The following is a 16,094-nucleotide window of genomic DNA, read 5'->3' as shown; positions in this document are numbered from 1 at the left end:
CTGCGCGAACACCCCGGGACACGACCACCACACCCCCCGCAAAAACGCTTGCAAGCAAGCATGCATGCAAGCATGCAAGCACACACACCACCCCCACGAGCACGCCGAAACCGTCAAAATTATTCAGACCCCCACGCACCACACCTGCCCCACACATACACCGCATGTACTGTCGCACCCGTCACCGCGGGCAGCAGCCCCACCACCGACCCGTGTAATTTTGCTTTCACTAGAGCGGCCTACTCCCCCAAGGTGGGCATCTGTCTTTTATCCCCAGGAGTCTTGACATGCTTAATCCAGACACAAGATGCGCAAAACAAGCCCTTGACCGGTTGGATCTAGAAATTCAAAAGTACAAAACAGACGGGGCTTTAAGTTACTTTACGGGGCAGCTAAACCAAACGCAGCGCATATATATCACGGATTATCTTTGTGATGTGATGCAAACACTGCATTCCTCGCTAGAGGATATGGATGCTTGCCTGAATCAGTACAAGCAAAAGCGATTTAATGAGGAGCGCAATCGTAGGCTAAGGATTGATATGTCCTCACCTCAAGCATACGTATCCAAAGCAGAAAAAGCCGAAGAGGATGCTAGATTTTATCGCAAAATAATGGAGGAACAATTTTTTCTTAAGTTTGGTGGCGTTATCGATTTACTTGCTTCAATGGTCGTGATGGTGAGCGGTATAGGACTGAATGTTAGGACGTGTGGCTACCGTGACCTAAAGCCGAATGAAAAAGTGGAGAGGCAAGCGTCAAAGCCTGCAAATAAGCTTGGCCTATCCAATGATGAAAAAGTGCGAAACTCGCAGATGTCAGTTCTTCGTTCCCTCCAAGCAGCTATTAGTGCAGACGGGGATTCGGACTGGTTCTCGTGGGTACTCGACCGACGCAATCAAATGGTTCATCGGGCACAGGGCGTGAGTTTAGTATTTTTGCAGCAAGGCAATGTCAGGGGCCAGGTAAATTTTGTAGATCTGCCCCCCAAATATCCTCAAGAGGGCATGATTTCGACGTACACCAATCCTGAAGGGATTGGGGAATCGTTCATCTTCGAAGATATCGAAACAGTGATGCCTGAATGTCATGCCAGGCTGTGCCATATCCTGATCGCCGTGGTTGACGCTTGCGAGTCGATTTGCGCCCAGCGAGGGGCAGGAACTATAAATATCGACCAGCAAGCAGAGCAATGGCCACTTGATAAAAAATCAGAATATAATTTCAGTGGATTCAACCCAGATCGATCCATTGCCAAATCGGTCCAAAAGAAGGGGAATACGCTAGTTGGATCGGGGCAGCTCCTAGAGCGACTAAAGGGCGCTGCGGCCATCCCTAAAAAAGATTAGTCTCACACAAAAAGGACAGTAGCACGACCACCGTGGAGGGCCTGATTCCAGCACCACCTTCCCGGCCGGGCCCATCGGTCTGTCCGGGGAGGCGTTATGCCTATCGGACGCGAGCTGCGAAGGGGGTGCAAGTGCCGGGTTGGTTGATGCCACCAGTGTGCGCCCGGTACGTGACCAGGTTATAACCTTGGTGTAATGTTGTGGGTGTTAGCGGGGCACACGGCCCTGGACACCGATTCCCTAGGAGGGACACCATGAGCACCATCTACACGATTGCTTGCACCGACCTGCACAATCTGCTCGCCCGGATGAAGCCTGCAACCACTAAGGCCAGCGATCGGTTGCCGGTGTTGGAGCGGGTGCGGCTGAGCGTGGACGCCTTCACCATGACCGCCATGGCCACCGACCGCTACCGCCTGTTCATGGACAGCGCCCCGGTGGTCTCTGAGGAAGGGACCGAGGGCGGGGAGCGGATCGCGCGGGTGTTCACCCTCCCGGCCACCGCCGCCGATGACTTCAAGCGGCTGGGCTTCGCCAAGGCTGAGCACGAGCACGCCAAGGTGGAGATCACCGCCGCTGAGGTGACGGTCTCCACGGACACCGCGCGGCTGACCTACCCGGCGCTGGGGGCGGATTACCCGCAGACGGGCACGCTGATGGCCGGGGCGCTGGAGAAGATCGCCGAGGGTGGCACCGTGGAAACGGCGACCGCGTACAACGCCGAATACCTGGCGGACTTCGCCAAGGTGCGCCGGGCCGGGGGGATCAGCAAAAACGCTCCGCTCCGGGTTCACCAGGTGCCCGCTGGAGCCTCGAACGCGCAGATGGTGGTCACGTTCGAGGGCACCGACTTTTGGGCCCTGCTGATGTCCGTGCGCATCCCGGAGGCCAGCGCCAAGACGGCCTCAGAGGCCCTGAGCCGGGCCGCGGACCTCGCGCGTACCTCCAAGGAGCTCGCCACCGCCTGAGTCCACCACACCCGCCCCGGGCGGGCCCTACGGGGCCCGCCCGGGGCGTTCCCGTGCCCGGGGGCGCACAGCGGTCCGCGAGCACCGGGGCGCGCCGGGCTGGAGGCCATGCCACACGGGTCGGGGAAACTTTTTGTGCCCAGGGGTTGAGCGTGTAGTAACGTGTGTGTAATATTGTTCTTGTTAGCGGGGCACACGGCCCCGGACACCGACTCCCCAGGAGGACACCATGGGACAGCGCACCCAGCTTTTCATCACCGCCGAGACTGACCCGAGCGCGTTCGGCGAGGCACGGCGCCACCGCATCGGGCGCCACCACCACTGGCGTTACGGCCCGGACATGGTCATCTGTGCCGCACAGGTGGTCGAGCACCTGAGCACCGTCGGGACCGGCACCCGCTACCTGTCCACCTCCGAGGCCGCCGAGGGTGTGGCCGCGATCTACGGTGTGAACCGCGCCACCGGTGAGACCTCCGGGCTGAGCATCTACGACGACGTCTCCACCGCCACCGCGGAGGAGTGCGACAACAACAACGGGGACTTCCTGGTGAACCTCACCCCCGAGGGCTACACCATCGGGTTCCTGATCGGCTCCGAGAACGGCGGAGACCTGACCACCGTGACCGGTGTGGACGGGCTGATGGAAGCGTTCGGGGCCTGCTGGTCCCCGATGCCCTACGACGTGGAGCGCCAGGACCGGGAATGGGCCGCGACCGTGTCCAAGGCCGTGGAGACTCTGCGCGCCGCTGAGGCCGCCGGGCACCTGATGGACCAGGACACCGCCGAGCGGGTCACCGCCGTGGAGGTGCCCGGGGTGAGGACGGAAACCGTGTGGGACACCATTCCGCGCGTGATGCCCGACGCGGCCCCCGCCGTGGGCACCCGGGTGCAGACCATCCGCGCCTGACCGGCCCGCCCCCCTCCCCGGGCCCGCGAGCGCCCCAGGGCCCCCGGCACACGCGGGGCGCGGGCGCTCGCGGTGAGCCCCCCCCCCGCACGGCGGCCGCGGGCACCCCGTCAACTGTGACCGGCCCGGGCCCGGTAAGCGGGCACCGCCCCGGCGCTCGCAGTACGAATGACCCCACCGTTATCTCACGTTGTTGCGCGTGCAGTTTGCTTGTGCAATGTTGTGGGTGTCAGCGGGGCACACGGCCCCACTCTCCGATTCCCAGGAGGACACCATAAACCAGCAGCCCGCCACCCCCACCGCCGGCGACTTCTACACCGCCCGCTGGGGCGTCGAGCAGACCAACGTGGACTTCTACGAGGTCACCCGCGCCAGCACCCGCAGCGTGTGGCTGCGCGCCATCGAGACGGACACGCAGCCGCAGGCGGGCATGACCTACCGCGGCCACGAGTTCCGCCGCAAGCTCCACCCCGAAGCGGGGGTGCAGAACGGCCCCGGGGAATGGGCCCACCCCTGGGAGGGTGAGCCGGTGCGCGGCTCCACCTACGCCTGACCCTCCGCGAGCGCCCCGTCCCGGGCGCGGGGCGGGGCGCGCGCGGTCCACAAGGCCCCACGCGGTGGACTGCTTCGCCCGGCGCCGCGTCACCATCGAACAGGTGTTGTCGGACAACGGCGGTACGTACCGGTCGCACCTGTGGCGCAATGCCTGCGATGCGCTGTCGATCACGCCGAAGCGGACGCGCCCCTACCGCCCACAGACCAACGGCAGGGTTGAACGCTTCCACCGCACGACGGCCGATGGGTGGGTCTACGCCCACTGCTACACCAACGAGCGAGAGCGCCGTGACGCACTCGAGGTGTGGCTTCACTACTACAACCACCACCGCCCGCACACAGCCTGCGGCAACCAGCCGCTCTTTTCACGATTGATCAACGTCACCGATCAATACAGCTAGAGGAACTGACGGTAGTTGCGGACACAGTGGCGGGCGATCTGGCCCACCACCTTGTTGGACAGGGGAATCTGGCGCTCACGCCGCACGGAACGGGTCAGAACCGCCACGGCTATTGACTTCTCTCCCGGGTGAGAGACCACCCCCGCCTCATGACTCAGGGACCCGAATGAACCGGTCTTTGCCGCAACGGTGACGCCTGGGTAGGAGAACGCCTCCGCGAATCGATGACCCCAGGCCTGTTGAGAGAGCACCTGCCGCATGAAGGCACACTGTTCCGCCGAGGCCGCGCGGTCCTGCCAGATGGCGCATAGAAGCGTGACAAGGTCCGACGCTGTGGTGGATGAGACAGACAGCGGGTCATACTCCACCGGGTCCGGCATGAGATAACGGTCTCTGCCCTCGTCGTCAAAGGAGGCGGGCGCGCCATTTCCACTCGGTGGAGTGGGGCGGATCTCTGTCCTCATGGCACCCATGAGGCGAAGTGTTTCGTGGACCCGGCTGGTCCTCACCTTGCGCAGGACAGCTTCTGCGGCGGCGTTGTCCGAGATGGACATCATCAGGCGAACCAGGTCCCGCCACGAGATTCGCACCGTGTCCTCGAGGATCGCGAGGCCGGTAGGGCCTTGGGCTCTGTCTGCGGGGGAGAGGTCGACGAGAGCGGAAGGTTCCAGAACGCCGTGATCCACCTCCCTACAGAACGCCATCATGACCGCGAGCTTATACAAGGATGCGGCCGGAAAGACCTCCTCCTCGTGAAAGGAGAACACCGGCAATTCGGGTGCGTCGATCACTCGGGCCGATACTGCGCCCGTCATGTCTTCGCTCTGCAGAAACTCGGCCACTTCGCGTCCAAGCTGGCGCAGTGCGGCATCGACCCCCGCGCTGTTCCACGTCTCACCGGACATGTGCAGCGCACCTCCCCAGGCAGTCGTGAAGCACCATTGCTGCATCCCGGGCCGGTGGTGTGGCATCAGGATGGTGGATGACGCGCAATCTGAGGGGCAGCAACCCCGCCTCGAGGGGAGCTCCGTCGAATCCGGGGGTTTCACTCGGCATCAGAGTGGCAGCACCGAGCGTGCGCATCTCCGCGGCAATCTTCAGGGGGTCCACCTCCTGCCTGAGCTGAGTGATCACACCAAGCGCTTCGAGCTCGGCGGACAGCACATCGAATGCCGCCGGTCCATCGGTTCGAGGAGGCACGAGCATTTCGGAGGGGACAGTGTGCCTCAGATCGTTTTGATGTATGGGAGCGTCGGGCAGAGGACGCATGCACAAAACCTGGGGAATCGCGACTACGGGTAGAGAAACTAGCTCGTCGGTCACGATCGGGGCCGCCACCATCCCCACAGCCGCCGTGTTCTCACGAACGTGGCGCACGATGTCCGCGGACGAAGCCCCCGTCCACTCGGCTCGCGGAAAGGTGGCCACGGTCTCGAGCAGGCATTCACTCACCCAGGCGGCGGGCAAGGACCGGGGTATCCACACTTGAACCGAACCAGTGCGTTCCGCCATGTCGTTGCCCAGCGTGAGCACTCGCCGTTGGGCCGACACCAGGTCGTGGGCCAGGGGCAAGAACGCCTCACCGGCTGGGGTCAACGAAACGCCTCGGGCGTGGCGGACGAACAGCTCGTCACCCACAGCAGTCTCCAGCCGGCGGATGGTCTGTGACAGAGGGGGCTGGGACACCCCGAGCGCCTCCGCAGCGCGGCCCACGTGCCCCGTTTCGGCAACCACCAGGAAGTCTTCAACCCAGCGGAGGAGATTTCCTGTTCGGTCGCGTCTCATAGCTTCAAAGATAACGTATTGGCCCTATGAAAGTCTTGGACATATGGCAAGCGGCTCTCATAGCGTGATTGGGCCACGACATGAACTGCAGGATGGAGCACGACCATATGGCTACCTCACCCAGACGTACTCGACGCCACGACCGCCTCGCGATGAGCGTCGTCGTTGCCCTGATGCTCAGTGGGTGCTCAGTGCTGCCGGGAAATGAGCCCCAGGATGCGGCTGAGGCACTTGCGCAGGGCTTGCACGCCCGGGACGTCTCTGGGCTCGAATTTTCGAACGCGGGTGGCTCGGAGGTCCAGGCCGAGCTGGATCGCATCCTTCGCATGACGGGGGGCATTGTGCCGGACGTGCAAATGGGTCGGGTGAGCAACCAGGGTCAGACTGCCCACGGAGAGCTGACCTGGAGATGGGACCTGCCTGCCACCCAGGAAGACTGGACCTACGCCACCGGTGTGGATTTCCAGCGGTCCAACGGCACATGGAAGGCCACCTGGGAGCCGTCACTTGTCGCTCCCGAGCTGGCAGAGGATGAGGTCCTGCGTATCCAAACGGTCCAACCAGAGCGTGGGAAAATCCTCGGGGCGGGCGACCAGCCGCTGGCCATGAAACAGACCATTCACCGCGTAGGGTTAGACCTCCGTGAGGTCCCCCGCGAGAAGCGGGAGGGTTCGGCCACCGCACTGGCCAAGGCTGTGGGCATTGACCCCGAGCCCTACCGGGAATCAGTGCGTCAGGCTGACGACAACGCGTGGGTAGAAGCTATTGCATTGCGGGAAGAAGATTTCCGGGCGCTCGACGCCCAGAGTATGAAGAGAATCCCCGGGCTCCTAGTTACGAAGGACGCCCGCGTTCTAGGCCGGACCAAGGGTTTTGCCGCCGAGACCCTCGGGTCGGTCGGCGAAGCGACGGCCGAGGAGATCGAGAAGTCGGGAGGCAAACTCACCCGTGGTGCCCAGATCGGACGTGGGGGGCTACAGGAAGCGCATGAGGCCACCTTGCAGGGAAAACCGGGAGTCGTCGTTGACCGCATCGGCGTCCACGCAGACGGCAGCCTCAAAACGGGACAAGCCCACCAGCTCATGGCCCAGGGGCCTGTTCCGGGAGAGGATCTGCACACAACACTCAACGGTGGTCTTCAGGAGGCGGCACAGCGGACGCTGAAAGGTATCAAATCGCCGTCGTCTGTGGTGGCGATACGACCCTCGGACGGCGCGGTCCTGGCCGTGGCCAATGGAGCGGGGTCGAAGGGCTATCCCACTGCGACCCTGGGCCAGTACGCACCCGGGTCCACGTTCAAGGTCGCGACCGCGTTGGCCATGCTTCGGGGCGGCGACACACCAGATACGACCGTCGACTGTCCCCATACGTACTCAGCTGAAGGGATGAACGTGGCCAACTTTTCCGGCTATCCGCGGGAGTTCGAGGGAAGCGTTGCCCTACGGCAGGCGATTGCCCATTCGTGCAACACGACGTTCGCCGCCCAGCACGAAAGGGTCAGCCAGCAGGCTTTGGCGGACGCCGGCAACTCTCTCGGCGTGGGGGTGGAGATGGACGCGGGAATCCCTGTGTTCTCGGGCAGCATCCCCACGGAAGAACCAGCGGCGGAACATGTCGCGGCCATGTTCGGACAAGGACGCACGCTGGTCTCTCCCTTCGGGATGGCCAGGTTCCAGGCCAGTGTTCAAGCAGGCAAACTCGTGCAACCCAGCATTCTGGGCCATGAACCTGCATCGGAACCCTCGTCCAGTCATCCGTTGGAGACGAGTGAGGCGGCAGACCTACAAACACTGGAGCGGGAAGTTGTGTCCACTGGGCACCTGAAAGAGCTGGGTTCCCTGGAACCGGACAGCGCCATCGGAAAGACAGGAACCGCGGAGTACGGGAATGAAAACCCGCCTCGCACCCACTCCTGGGTCATCGCGGGCCACGGCGATCTCGCGGTAGCAGTCTTCGTGGAGGACGGTGACCTTGGATCAATTACCGGCACTCCCATCATGCTGGAGGTACTTCAAGCAGCACAGGGCCTGCAATGAAGGTGTCTCGGGGCAGCAAGCGGTGGGTCAGATGAAGTGCCGACGGTTGATTCGCCTCGCGACGGCGTGGTTGGTATGCATGCTGCTCATGGTTGCAACAGGGTGCGCGCCATCGAGAGCACGCTTAATCGACTCCTCGTACTTGCCGTTGCTGGCAGCATGGGAGATGGCCGTTGCGGGCAGAGACCTTAGTGCGCCTGCCACCCTGCGGAATGCGCTGAAGATACCGGGCCCACTATTCGGAAAAGATGAACTAACTGGGGGGAAATTCGCGTACGAGATGGGGTCAGGAGGGGAATCGGAGGTGGTGATGTGGCGATTGGTCTCTGGGGCGGATCCTTTCGAGGAAGAATCCTGGTGGGAGCACGTCTGCGCGAACGTACAGGTGGAAGGCGCTCACTTGAAACCTCAGCCCACTGGCTGCCACCCCGGGGTTCCGGACGACCCTCCTTTGAGTGCGCTGCTAAACGAAGTCGAGCATCCTCCCAGTCAGCACCCGTGGTCGCGACCCGCCAATGGAGATCTAACATTCACGTGCGAACCGGAAAACATAGAAGTTGTAATAGATCAGCTTCAGGCGTCGGGTGTCAAGGACAACGCGCGCCTGTCGGTTCGCAATTATGGAACCAGTTCATGTGATCTGCTTGGAACACCGGGTATCAGGTTTCAAAACGAGAGGGAATCGCGAGTGGTCTTGTTGGGCGGCGGGGCTGGCACGGTGCGCCTGAAGCCCGGGCAATCCAGCACTGCGACGATGTCCTGGGCGCCCACGCCCGAGCCGCCGGGGGCTCAGCAACGGGTGGATGTGACCCTGGGTGGCACCGATCCGATTCGTGCCCAATTTGGATATGGCGCACCCAACGATCCTTTACGTTTTCCCTCCGGAACTGCCCGGGTGGGTGCATGGTCTCCCCCAAGCAAGTTAGCCACCCTCGGCGACGTGAGTAAGGTGCCTACCGTCGTGGCGCCGACCTGCGGCGCGCAGCGAGTCTCGGCCGCGCTGACCCCGGTGGATCAGGGAGAGGAACCTGCGTCTAGCTCACGAGTGGATGCTGAAATCCGAATTACCAACCATAGCTTCCTGCCTTGCAGAGTGAACCAGATCTCTGTCATGGACCAGAGCCCCGCAGGGCAAATTGTGTTCAGTGAAACCTCGGAGCGGGTCATTCTTCCTGGCGAGGAGTACGCTGCAAAGATTAGCTGGGAACCTGTTTCCGCTCCAGGATCTCCCGCCGCATGGACTGTGGATTTCAATGGTGGCGGGGGACCTGTTTCTCTCGAGCAACAGAGAATGTTTGTTCCTGCTAGAGCATCGCACATCCAAATTGAGGGTTAATTCACGCATGTTGGAGACTTGCTGGATGCTCAAATTCTGTTAGATAAACAGATGCCCAGGCTTATTGTCTTCACCGTTCGGGGTCTAGAAGTAGGAAGGTGTGACATGGTTGTTACGCAGCGGGGCGCGGACACTGCGGCGTGAACGGTGGCCCTCTCGACAGGTGAGTCCTGTGAAGAAACGTGGACGCGGTGCCTCCAGGCTCTGGACCACCTGGTGGTTGCACCCTACCGGCGACGCCCTCTTGATGGGACTCTCCCGCGGCCTGGTGGTCTGTGGAGTGACCGAGGAGTGGACCACCCAAGACCTCATGAACGCCGTGGAGGCCGATCACCAGGGCCTTGGGCTGCTCTCCCTGCCCCCGGACAGCCAGAAAAACCCCGGCGCGTTACTGCTGCACCGAATCAAACACGCCATCACCGGCAAAACACCGCCCGCCGCGAAGCACACACCGCCGAGCTCGTCCGGCGCAAGGCAAAAGCCATGACAAAGAGCACGATGCCCGCATGGTTCCGTGCCGCACTGGCCACAGCACAGGCGACATCATCGGGTATAACTTAGGCAACTCCCGAAAGGCAACCATGCTCATCACATTCGCACTCCTGAAGTCCCAAATCACATTGGCCATGTGGAGCGATATCGCCACCATCGCCGCCGCAGCAGGGACTCTACTTGCCGCTCTCTTTGCTCTATGCGCCATCTGTCAAACCCGCAACCTCACCAAGCAAAAAGCGCAGCCTTATGTAGCAGCCAGCCTGGAACCCCATCAGCACGTTCCATGGGTAATGGAACTTGTTGTGGCCAACTACGGCCAGACCGCTGCCACAAACGTGCACATCACAATCGATCCTGATCCCCTCCGAGCCGTCTTAAAGAATCCGGGTTCGGACGGTCCGACTAACGAGACCCCGCTGCATTACCCGAAAACGCTCTCCGTGTTGGTCCCTGGTCAGCGTTGGGGGACGACATGGGATTCTATTTTCATGCGTCACGGACGCAACGAGCTGCCCACGCAGTACACCATCACACTCACGTATGACGGGATCAAAGGAAAGCGGCAGCCGCAGACCGAGTACGTCTTGGACTGGGACATGTACTCGGCCCGTGGGCACTTGGGGTACAAGACCATAAGCAACATCGGGGATGATATCGCAGGTATTAAGAAAGCCATGGACAAGATAGTCGGCCCCAACCTAGTTCACGAGGTGATTCTGCGCGAGACCGAGGACAGGAGTCATACACGGAAGAGCTGATAAGAAGCATCAGATGCAAAGCTACCGTGAGGCCACGCATGGAACCGGGGTAACCCGCTTCCGCTCCAAGATCGTTGCCGGCCCGGCAACGCAAGACTGCTGGATATGGACTGGGGCCATCGGAGACGACGGCTACGGCCGCTTCTGGACCCCCACCCCCGACGGGGGGCCGCGGATGATCCGCGCCCACCGCTACGCCCTCGCCTTGGTCACCGGCAGCCTCGCCACCCTTGACGAGCTGCACGTGTGCCATATGTGCGACAACCCCATCTGCGTGCGCGTCGAAGACAGCCCGAGCACGCACCTCTACGCCGGTACTGCCTTCGACAATATGACCGACTGCGCCGCACGCGGGCACCACAACCAGCAGCCAACCGCAGCCTTCTTCCGTCACGAGACCAAGCAGCAACGAGCGCACGCGTGCTGCGCGATCACGTGCGCGCCCACGGCTACGGCTCTGAGGCCGTGGCAACTCTGCTACGCAAAGTTACTACCGGTCAGGGGACACTCTTCTGAGCTTGCGCTGTCTCCGCCACGCCCACATTCGGTCGAGTGCCGTCCACACCGCGAAGGCCAAGCTGGCGACCATCATGAGCAACATCACAATTGCCCATACCGCGACGAGGACCGGGGACGGTGGATTAGTTGTTGTGGGTCATGCACACCCCCAGCGTGGCCGTGATCGACCACACCGGAGAACTCACCCTCACCCGCCTGCCCCCGGCCCCGCCGGGGCAGCTCTGGCACCACGGCCTGACGCTCGCCCGCACCGGGGCCGGCACCCAGTTCTGGACCCGCCCCGCAGCAGGGCCCCTCAACCTGCCCGCCATGATCCTCGCCGACGCCATCGGAGCCGGCCTGCTCACCGGCACCGTGTTGATCTGCGGCACCGCCGGTAACGGCACCGCCCCCGAACCCGTCCCACCACTGGCCCTGGCCCTCCACCAGCACCCCAACACCTTGAAAGACATATAACGTCACTGTAGTATCGCTTATGTCAGCGGGGCAGCAGCCCCACCACCCGGCACCGAAAGAGACCCCCATGAGAGCCCTTCTGATCCCCGCCAACCCCGCCCATCGCGTCACCACCATCAGCCTGGACCCCCGCCACCCCGATACAGCGCTCGCCGCCCACCTCGGGGACTCCCTCACCAGCCTGTGCCAGCGCACCGGCACCTCCCGCCTCCAGATCTGGGCCGGGCCCGACACCACCACCCCAACATCCGCGCCAACACCGTCCTCGACGCGCTCGCGGGCGCTGCGGAGGCCCCGGCGTCGCTGACCGGCGACGCCATCGTGACCGGCTACACCGCCGACTTCGATACCGCCGGCCTGAGCTGCGCCGAGGCCCGGGCGCTGCGCAAGGCCACCGGCGTCCACCCCCACCCGCACGCGGCCAACTCCCCCGCCCCCACGCACTAAGACACCGCCCGAGAGGAAGACCCACACCCATGGATGCCGCCACCCTCGCCGCCATCACCGCCCGCCTCGGCTTCCGCCCACAGGACGTCGCCGACGAACTCGGCATGGACCCGCGCCGCTTCCGGCGCATCCGCACCGGCAAGTACCCGGTGCCCGACTGGCTCTCAGACACCGTGCGCGGGTGGGCCCAGGAAGTCGATGCCGACGCCGCGGCCGCGGCCGCCCAGCACCGGACCGCCTACCGCCAGACCCCCACCCCCGTCACACTCACCCGCTACCCCGCCAAGCGCGTCCTAGCCCACCACGAAACCGGGATCAAGGCCCGCTCCGTGGAGACCTGGGACGCCTACCTCGCCCTGGTCATGCTCGACCTCGACGCCGCCGAGATCCCCTACCACCTCACCACCCGCAGCTGACCCCCGCACACGAGAGCACCCCCGCACGCCATCGGCGCTCCCGGGGGTGCTCTCGTGTGTCGAGTTCAAGGAGAGTGCGGCAGCTACGGCCTCGTGCTCCTCTCTCGCGTCCTCTTTGCCCCGGGGTGACCATTGGGGGCGGGTGGGGAAAGCATCGGGCGCTACGAGGAATCTGTGGGCCACCTGGTACACGTGGTAGTGCGCCGCGGCCGCCGTGGTGGCGCGCTCCGATTCCATCTGCGCCACGGTGGCGCGCGCCTCACGCAGCACGATCCGCAGGTGATCTTTCATGCCACTCATGGCTCAGTCCTCGATCGTGGCGATCTCGTAGGGCACACCGGCCTTCTCCAGCGCTCGGACGATGAGCCCGAGGTGGTAGTCCCAGGACTGGAGGGAGGACGCGTGCGCACCGAGCTTGCTTGGCAACTGGTCGTGGTGGGCGTAGCGGGTCAGCTGCGCCGGCTGCCCATGGGCCTCCCACGCTGTGACGGCGTCATCGACGGCGTTGTCCACGGCGGTGATGGTTTCCTCCCACCATGCGCTGACGATCTGGCCCACGTGCTCGGGCACAGGGGCACGGCCATGGAGGACATCCAGGGCCGTGCCGTCCAGCTCCTCGAAGATGATGTTCAGCGAGGTGGGCGAGAAGCCCAGCAGACCCGTTTTCAGGCGGAACTCTGAGGAATTCACGCGGCACCGCCTTGCCCGGTGGCAGTGGTGTGCCACTCGACCAGCGTGTCCTTGGCCCAGGCGTGGGCGGCCGGAGAGACCACCAGTGCTTCGGGAGCCAGCGGGTGGGATCGCATGAGTTTGGCGAACTCTGCTCGGGTGATCTCCAGCAGCTTGGGGGCCTCGTCCTCCGAGTAGTAGGTCATCGCCCTGGGCTTGCGGCGCTTGATGGAAACCTCTGCGTCTTTCGCCCAGGCGTCGAGGTGCTTGCCCGTCCACGCCAGCTCGGGCTCGCTGTCAAGGGTGACCAGATCCGCCAGCATGGGGTGCTCGCGCAGCATCCTCTCGAACGCGCTGCGGGTGATGTTCATGAGCACGGCCGCGTCGGCGGGCGCATACACCGACAACCCGTGGGGCTTGCGTGGCTCGGAAACCATCGCCCGCACTTCCTTGTGCCACTGGTCAAGACTTGCCGCCGTCCACACCGGCTGCGGTTCCCCCGTCGCTGAGCGCAGCACGTGGGCGTCAGCGGGGATGTCCTGTTTCGTACGGCGGTGCATGTTGAACGTCGGCGCGGGGATGCCCAGGTACTTGATGGCCGCGTTCGTCGTGTAGTACACAGTCGGCTCACCCGGGTCAACCTCCCCCCAGTGCTCCAGGGTCTCGGCCGTCCACACTGGCTGGTCCGGGCGGTTCTTGCTGGTGGCCGCCAGCAGCGCATCGGGAGCCTGCTGGCCATCAGACACGCGCTGATTCAGCAGAACTCGATGCACGCCTAGCTTGGTGGCGGCGGCCCCGATGGAGTAGAAGACGGGTTTCCCGGTCATGGCAGTCCTTTCAAAGACGATCTCTTGTCAACAACATTACATCCAATATATTACGCTGTCTACAGGGAACAACGAATGTCGCGAATGATGTCGGTCCGGTCGCCCCCAGGATGCGACCCCATCCCTGCATGTATGCATGCTTACTGACAAGCATGTTTGCTATATAGAAGGAACGCAGGATGTACGACCTTGTGATGTCTCTGCTGCCCGAGACCTGGACCGCACCCGCTGACACGCTCCCCGCGGGAGCGTGGTATTCGTCCCTGTTCTTGATGTGCGCGGTCTCGGCAATCCCGCTGCTCGTAGCCTGGAAGATCTGGTGGCGAATCCATCGCCGCTGGGCCCTCTACCTGGGCATCGCAATCTTTCTGGGCGGATGTGGAGTATCCCTGTCCGCACGGCCGGTCCTTGCCGGGATCTGGCAGAACCTCACCGCAGCAGCGAACGATCTCCCCTCAATCCAACAGCTCGGCTCTGATGCAGTGATCGCCATCGTGGGATGGGGCTCTGGTGCAGTCGGAGCTCTGCTTGTGGTCTTCTTCCTCTGAGCAGCGATGCAGGACTAGAAGTAGAGGTAGACCCCCCTTCATCTTGTGGCACCTGGGGTTGTCCACAGATCCACCGTTACCACCCGGATTACTACAAGGGATCTATCTAGAGGAAAAAATCTATAGGGGACAGCCCAAAACCCCGCCCTGACTTGGGCAAACGCCCCCACACCCGTCACCTAATGACCGCGCCGAGCGTCACCTAATGACCGTGGATAACCTGTACGCGGAGACCACTTAACTCCCCTCTAGCATGGCTCTGACTAGGAGTGATGGGTTCAAAGCGTCACCTAATGACCGTGGACGAGGAGCGTCACCTAATGACCGTGGACAACGAGTGATATCCACAGGCCCACGGGGGTAACATGTTTGAATAGTGATCTCATGGGTTGGCAAAGTTCTACCCATACAATGAAGGAACCCCCGGCGAGTTGTCGGACTCACCGGGGGTTAGATCCTAGAAAGGTGCTTGCATGCCTAGCGTAGCGAACGGGGACGGCGACTGCACCCCCCCCACTCCCCCGAAGGAATCACCCGCAACCCGCCTCATCCGGGAAGTGATGCCCCACATGGCTCGTGCCAACGAGCTGATGGATGAGGGGCGCATCCGAGCCGGTAGCTACCTCCCGGTTGAACTAGCGCAGCTGTGCCTCCCCTACCGAGACCCCAAGGACAAGCATTTCTGGGAGCGCACGAACGGCAACAAAAAGCTGCTGATCGAGCCTGCACTGCTCCCGAGTAGGGACGGATCGATTCGGCGAGGTTTCCCCTTTGGGTCCGTGCCCCGGCTGTTCCTGATCTGGCTGACTACTGAGATCAAGATGCAGGGGAGGACAGACGGACAACCCATACGGGTTGAGCTTGGCGAGAGCTTGCAGGACTTCATGCGGCAGATCGGACTCACGACGGGTGGGGGCACACAGCGACGACGCGTGATGGATCAGCTGAACCGCCTCGTGAGGGCGCGCATCACGATCCTCGATCTGTCGGCGGAGGGAGGGGCCGAGGGGTCTTGGCGAGACCAGGGGCGGCAGCTCAGTGTTGCATCGAGTTGGAGCCTCTGGCATGCCGGGGATGACGACGATGGAGAGGCGCCACTGATGGGGAGCTACATCGAAGTCTCCCCGGAGTTCGCCCGTTCGATCGACGGGGCTGTGCCTCTCGCGACTGATGTGCTGCGGGAGCTGCAAACCCACCCCATGCGCTTGGACATCTACTGCTGGCTTGTCCACCGTATGTACAGGATGCGGAAGAGGGAGTCTCGGGTCACGTGGCACCAGCTGGAAGAGCAGTTCGGCGGCAACTACAGCCAGACCAGGCAGTTCAGAGCGGCCTTCAAGACGAATCTTCTTGCGGTGCGTATGTACTATCCTCGCGCGCGAATCTCGGTCACCAAGGATGGGTTACTTCTGCGGCCGTCACCTAAGCACATCCCTCAGCGGGGAGAGCTGGAGCAGCGCGGCGACAAGTACGACATCGCTCGCGACATCCGAGAGGCCAACAAGTAGCTTGCTTGTCTGCATGCATGCAGACAAGCCGGCAAGGGGGACTGCTGTACGGATAGGTGACACCGGACCTGGCTGACCCGCGCGGTTGGCCTGGAAGGATGATCACCGTGCCCA

Annotated in this window: 17 protein-coding genes and 1 pseudogene; 14 read left to right on the top strand and 4 right to left on the bottom strand. The window is 62.8% G+C overall.

What is annotated here, in order from left to right:
- Positions 1-287 precede the first annotated feature (287 nt).
- The 5 genes and pseudogenes from A5728_RS13855 to A5728_RS00060 all read left to right on the top strand — a co-directional run.
- Positions 288-1,349: a hypothetical protein gene (locus A5728_RS13855; protein ID WP_156523322.1), complete on the top strand. Its 1,062-nt coding sequence runs from the start codon at positions 288-290 to the stop codon at positions 1,347-1,349.
- Between the two features lie 254 nt (positions 1,350-1,603).
- Positions 1,604-2,317 carry a hypothetical protein gene (locus tag A5728_RS00075; protein ID WP_064845128.1) on the top strand — a complete coding sequence of 238 codons (714 nt, stop codon included), beginning with the start codon at positions 1,604-1,606 and terminating at the stop codon, positions 2,315-2,317.
- Between the two features lie 229 nt (positions 2,318-2,546).
- Positions 2,547-3,224, top strand: coding sequence for a hypothetical protein (locus A5728_RS00070; protein WP_064845127.1), 678 nt, complete (start codon positions 2,547-2,549; stop codon positions 3,222-3,224).
- A gap of 217 nt (positions 3,225-3,441) precedes the next feature.
- Positions 3,442-3,777 carry a hypothetical protein gene (locus tag A5728_RS00065; RefSeq protein ID WP_064845126.1) on the top strand — a complete coding sequence of 112 codons (336 nt, stop codon included), beginning with the start codon at positions 3,442-3,444 and terminating at the stop codon, positions 3,775-3,777.
- A 61-nt stretch (positions 3,778-3,838) separates the two neighbouring features.
- Positions 3,839-4,180: pseudogene (locus A5728_RS00060) on the top strand (integrase core domain-containing protein); the annotation flags it as partial.
- On the opposite strand, the gene A5728_RS00055 reads toward A5728_RS00060, so the two are convergent.
- Positions 4,177-5,085 (bottom strand): serine hydrolase, encoded by a 909-nt coding sequence (locus tag A5728_RS00055; RefSeq protein WP_064845125.1) that lies wholly within the window; start codon positions 5,083-5,085, stop codon positions 4,177-4,179. The pseudogene A5728_RS00060 and the gene A5728_RS00055 overlap by 4 nt on opposite strands.
- Positions 5,075-5,965, bottom strand: a complete 891-nt coding sequence (locus A5728_RS00050) for a LysR family transcriptional regulator (RefSeq protein WP_082943111.1) — start codon at positions 5,963-5,965, stop codon at positions 5,075-5,077. Before A5728_RS00050 ends, A5728_RS00055 begins: the two co-directional genes overlap by 11 nt.
- A gap of 152 nt (positions 5,966-6,117) precedes the next feature.
- Between A5728_RS00050 and A5728_RS00045 the strand changes: the two genes are divergently transcribed.
- The 7 genes from A5728_RS00045 (at position 6,118) to A5728_RS00025 (ending at position 12,428) form a co-directional block, all read left to right on the top strand.
- Entirely contained in the window at positions 6,118-8,001 is a 1,884-nt protein-coding gene (locus A5728_RS00045; protein ID WP_064845129.1) for a penicillin-binding transpeptidase domain-containing protein, read from the top strand.
- A gap of 31 nt (positions 8,002-8,032) precedes the next feature.
- On the top strand, positions 8,033-9,337 hold the full coding sequence (locus tag A5728_RS15020; RefSeq protein ID WP_082943109.1) for a DUF4232 domain-containing protein: 1,305 nt from the start codon (positions 8,033-8,035) through the stop codon (positions 9,335-9,337).
- A 172-nt stretch (positions 9,338-9,509) separates the two neighbouring features.
- The gene (locus A5728_RS13850) at positions 9,510-9,824 is read left to right on the top strand and encodes a hypothetical protein (protein ID WP_156523319.1); all 315 of its coding nucleotides are present in this window, start codon (positions 9,510-9,512) and stop codon (positions 9,822-9,824) included.
- Positions 9,825-9,918: 94 nt separating this feature from the next.
- Entirely contained in the window at positions 9,919-10,590 is a 672-nt protein-coding gene (locus A5728_RS13845; RefSeq protein WP_156523318.1) for a hypothetical protein, read from the top strand.
- Between the two features lie 657 nt (positions 10,591-11,247).
- Entirely contained in the window at positions 11,248-11,565 is a 318-nt protein-coding gene (locus A5728_RS00035; protein ID WP_064845122.1) for a hypothetical protein, read from the top strand.
- 183 nt (positions 11,566-11,748) lie between these two features.
- The gene (locus tag A5728_RS00030; protein ID WP_064845121.1) at positions 11,749-12,012 is read left to right on the top strand and encodes a hypothetical protein; all 264 of its coding nucleotides are present in this window, start codon (positions 11,749-11,751) and stop codon (positions 12,010-12,012) included.
- Between the two features lie 29 nt (positions 12,013-12,041).
- On the top strand, positions 12,042-12,428 hold the full coding sequence (locus A5728_RS00025; protein WP_064845120.1) for a hypothetical protein: 387 nt from the start codon (positions 12,042-12,044) through the stop codon (positions 12,426-12,428).
- A gap of 303 nt (positions 12,429-12,731) precedes the next feature.
- Here the strand turns inward: A5728_RS00025 and A5728_RS00020 are convergent, their stop codons facing one another.
- Positions 12,732-13,118, bottom strand: coding sequence for a hypothetical protein (locus tag A5728_RS00020; protein WP_064845119.1), 387 nt, complete (start codon positions 13,116-13,118; stop codon positions 12,732-12,734).
- Complete coding sequence (locus A5728_RS00015) at positions 13,115-13,924, bottom strand: hypothetical protein (RefSeq protein ID WP_064845118.1); 810 nt, start codon at positions 13,922-13,924, stop codon at positions 13,115-13,117. Before A5728_RS00015 ends, A5728_RS00020 begins: the two co-directional genes overlap by 4 nt.
- A gap of 179 nt (positions 13,925-14,103) precedes the next feature.
- On the opposite strand from A5728_RS00015, the gene A5728_RS00010 reads away from it, so the two are divergent.
- Entirely contained in the window at positions 14,104-14,472 is a 369-nt protein-coding gene (locus A5728_RS00010) for a hypothetical protein (protein WP_064845117.1), read from the top strand.
- 569 nt (positions 14,473-15,041) lie between these two features.
- Complete coding sequence (locus tag A5728_RS00005; protein ID WP_197493021.1) at positions 15,042-15,980, top strand: replication protein RepA; 939 nt, start codon at positions 15,042-15,044, stop codon at positions 15,978-15,980.
- Positions 15,981-16,094 lie beyond the last annotated feature (114 nt).

Origin of the sequence: Kocuria sp. ICS0012 (assembly GCF_001665945.1) — a bacterium.
GTDB lineage: Bacteria > Actinomycetota > Actinomycetes > Actinomycetales > Micrococcaceae > Kocuria > Kocuria marina.
This window is presented reverse-complemented; position numbering and strand designations above follow the sequence as displayed.

Excerpts from the sequence above, each read along its gene's own strand:
- A5728_RS13855 (WP_156523322.1), top strand. The coding sequence starts at position 288 with ATGCTTAATCCAGACACAAGATGCGCAAAACAAGCCCTTGACCGGTTG.
- A5728_RS00075 (WP_064845128.1), top strand. The coding sequence starts at position 1,604 with ATGAGCACCATCTACACGATTGCTTGCACCGACCTGCACAATCTGCTC.
- A5728_RS00070 (WP_064845127.1), top strand. The coding sequence starts at position 2,547 with ATGGGACAGCGCACCCAGCTTTTCATCACCGCCGAGACTGACCCGAGC.
- A5728_RS00065 (WP_064845126.1), top strand. The coding sequence starts at position 3,442 with ATGTTGTGGGTGTCAGCGGGGCACACGGCCCCACTCTCCGATTCCCAG.
- A5728_RS00055 (WP_064845125.1), bottom strand. The coding sequence starts at position 5,085 with ATGTCCGGTGAGACGTGGAACAGCGCGGGGGTCGATGCCGCACTGCGC.
- A5728_RS00050 (WP_082943111.1), bottom strand. The coding sequence starts at position 5,965 with ATGAGACGCGACCGAACAGGAAATCTCCTCCGCTGGGTTGAAGACTTC.
- A5728_RS00045 (WP_064845129.1), top strand. The coding sequence starts at position 6,118 with ATGAGCGTCGTCGTTGCCCTGATGCTCAGTGGGTGCTCAGTGCTGCCG.
- A5728_RS15020 (WP_082943109.1), top strand. The coding sequence starts at position 8,033 with ATGAAGTGCCGACGGTTGATTCGCCTCGCGACGGCGTGGTTGGTATGC.
- A5728_RS13845 (WP_156523318.1), top strand. The coding sequence starts at position 9,919 with ATGCTCATCACATTCGCACTCCTGAAGTCCCAAATCACATTGGCCATG.
- A5728_RS00035 (WP_064845122.1), top strand. The coding sequence starts at position 11,248 with ATGCACACCCCCAGCGTGGCCGTGATCGACCACACCGGAGAACTCACC.
- A5728_RS00025 (WP_064845120.1), top strand. The coding sequence starts at position 12,042 with ATGGATGCCGCCACCCTCGCCGCCATCACCGCCCGCCTCGGCTTCCGC.
- A5728_RS00015 (WP_064845118.1), bottom strand. The coding sequence starts at position 13,924 with ATGACCGGGAAACCCGTCTTCTACTCCATCGGGGCCGCCGCCACCAAG.
- A5728_RS00010 (WP_064845117.1), top strand. The coding sequence starts at position 14,104 with ATGTACGACCTTGTGATGTCTCTGCTGCCCGAGACCTGGACCGCACCC.
- A5728_RS00005 (WP_197493021.1), top strand. The coding sequence starts at position 15,042 with ATGGCTCGTGCCAACGAGCTGATGGATGAGGGGCGCATCCGAGCCGGT.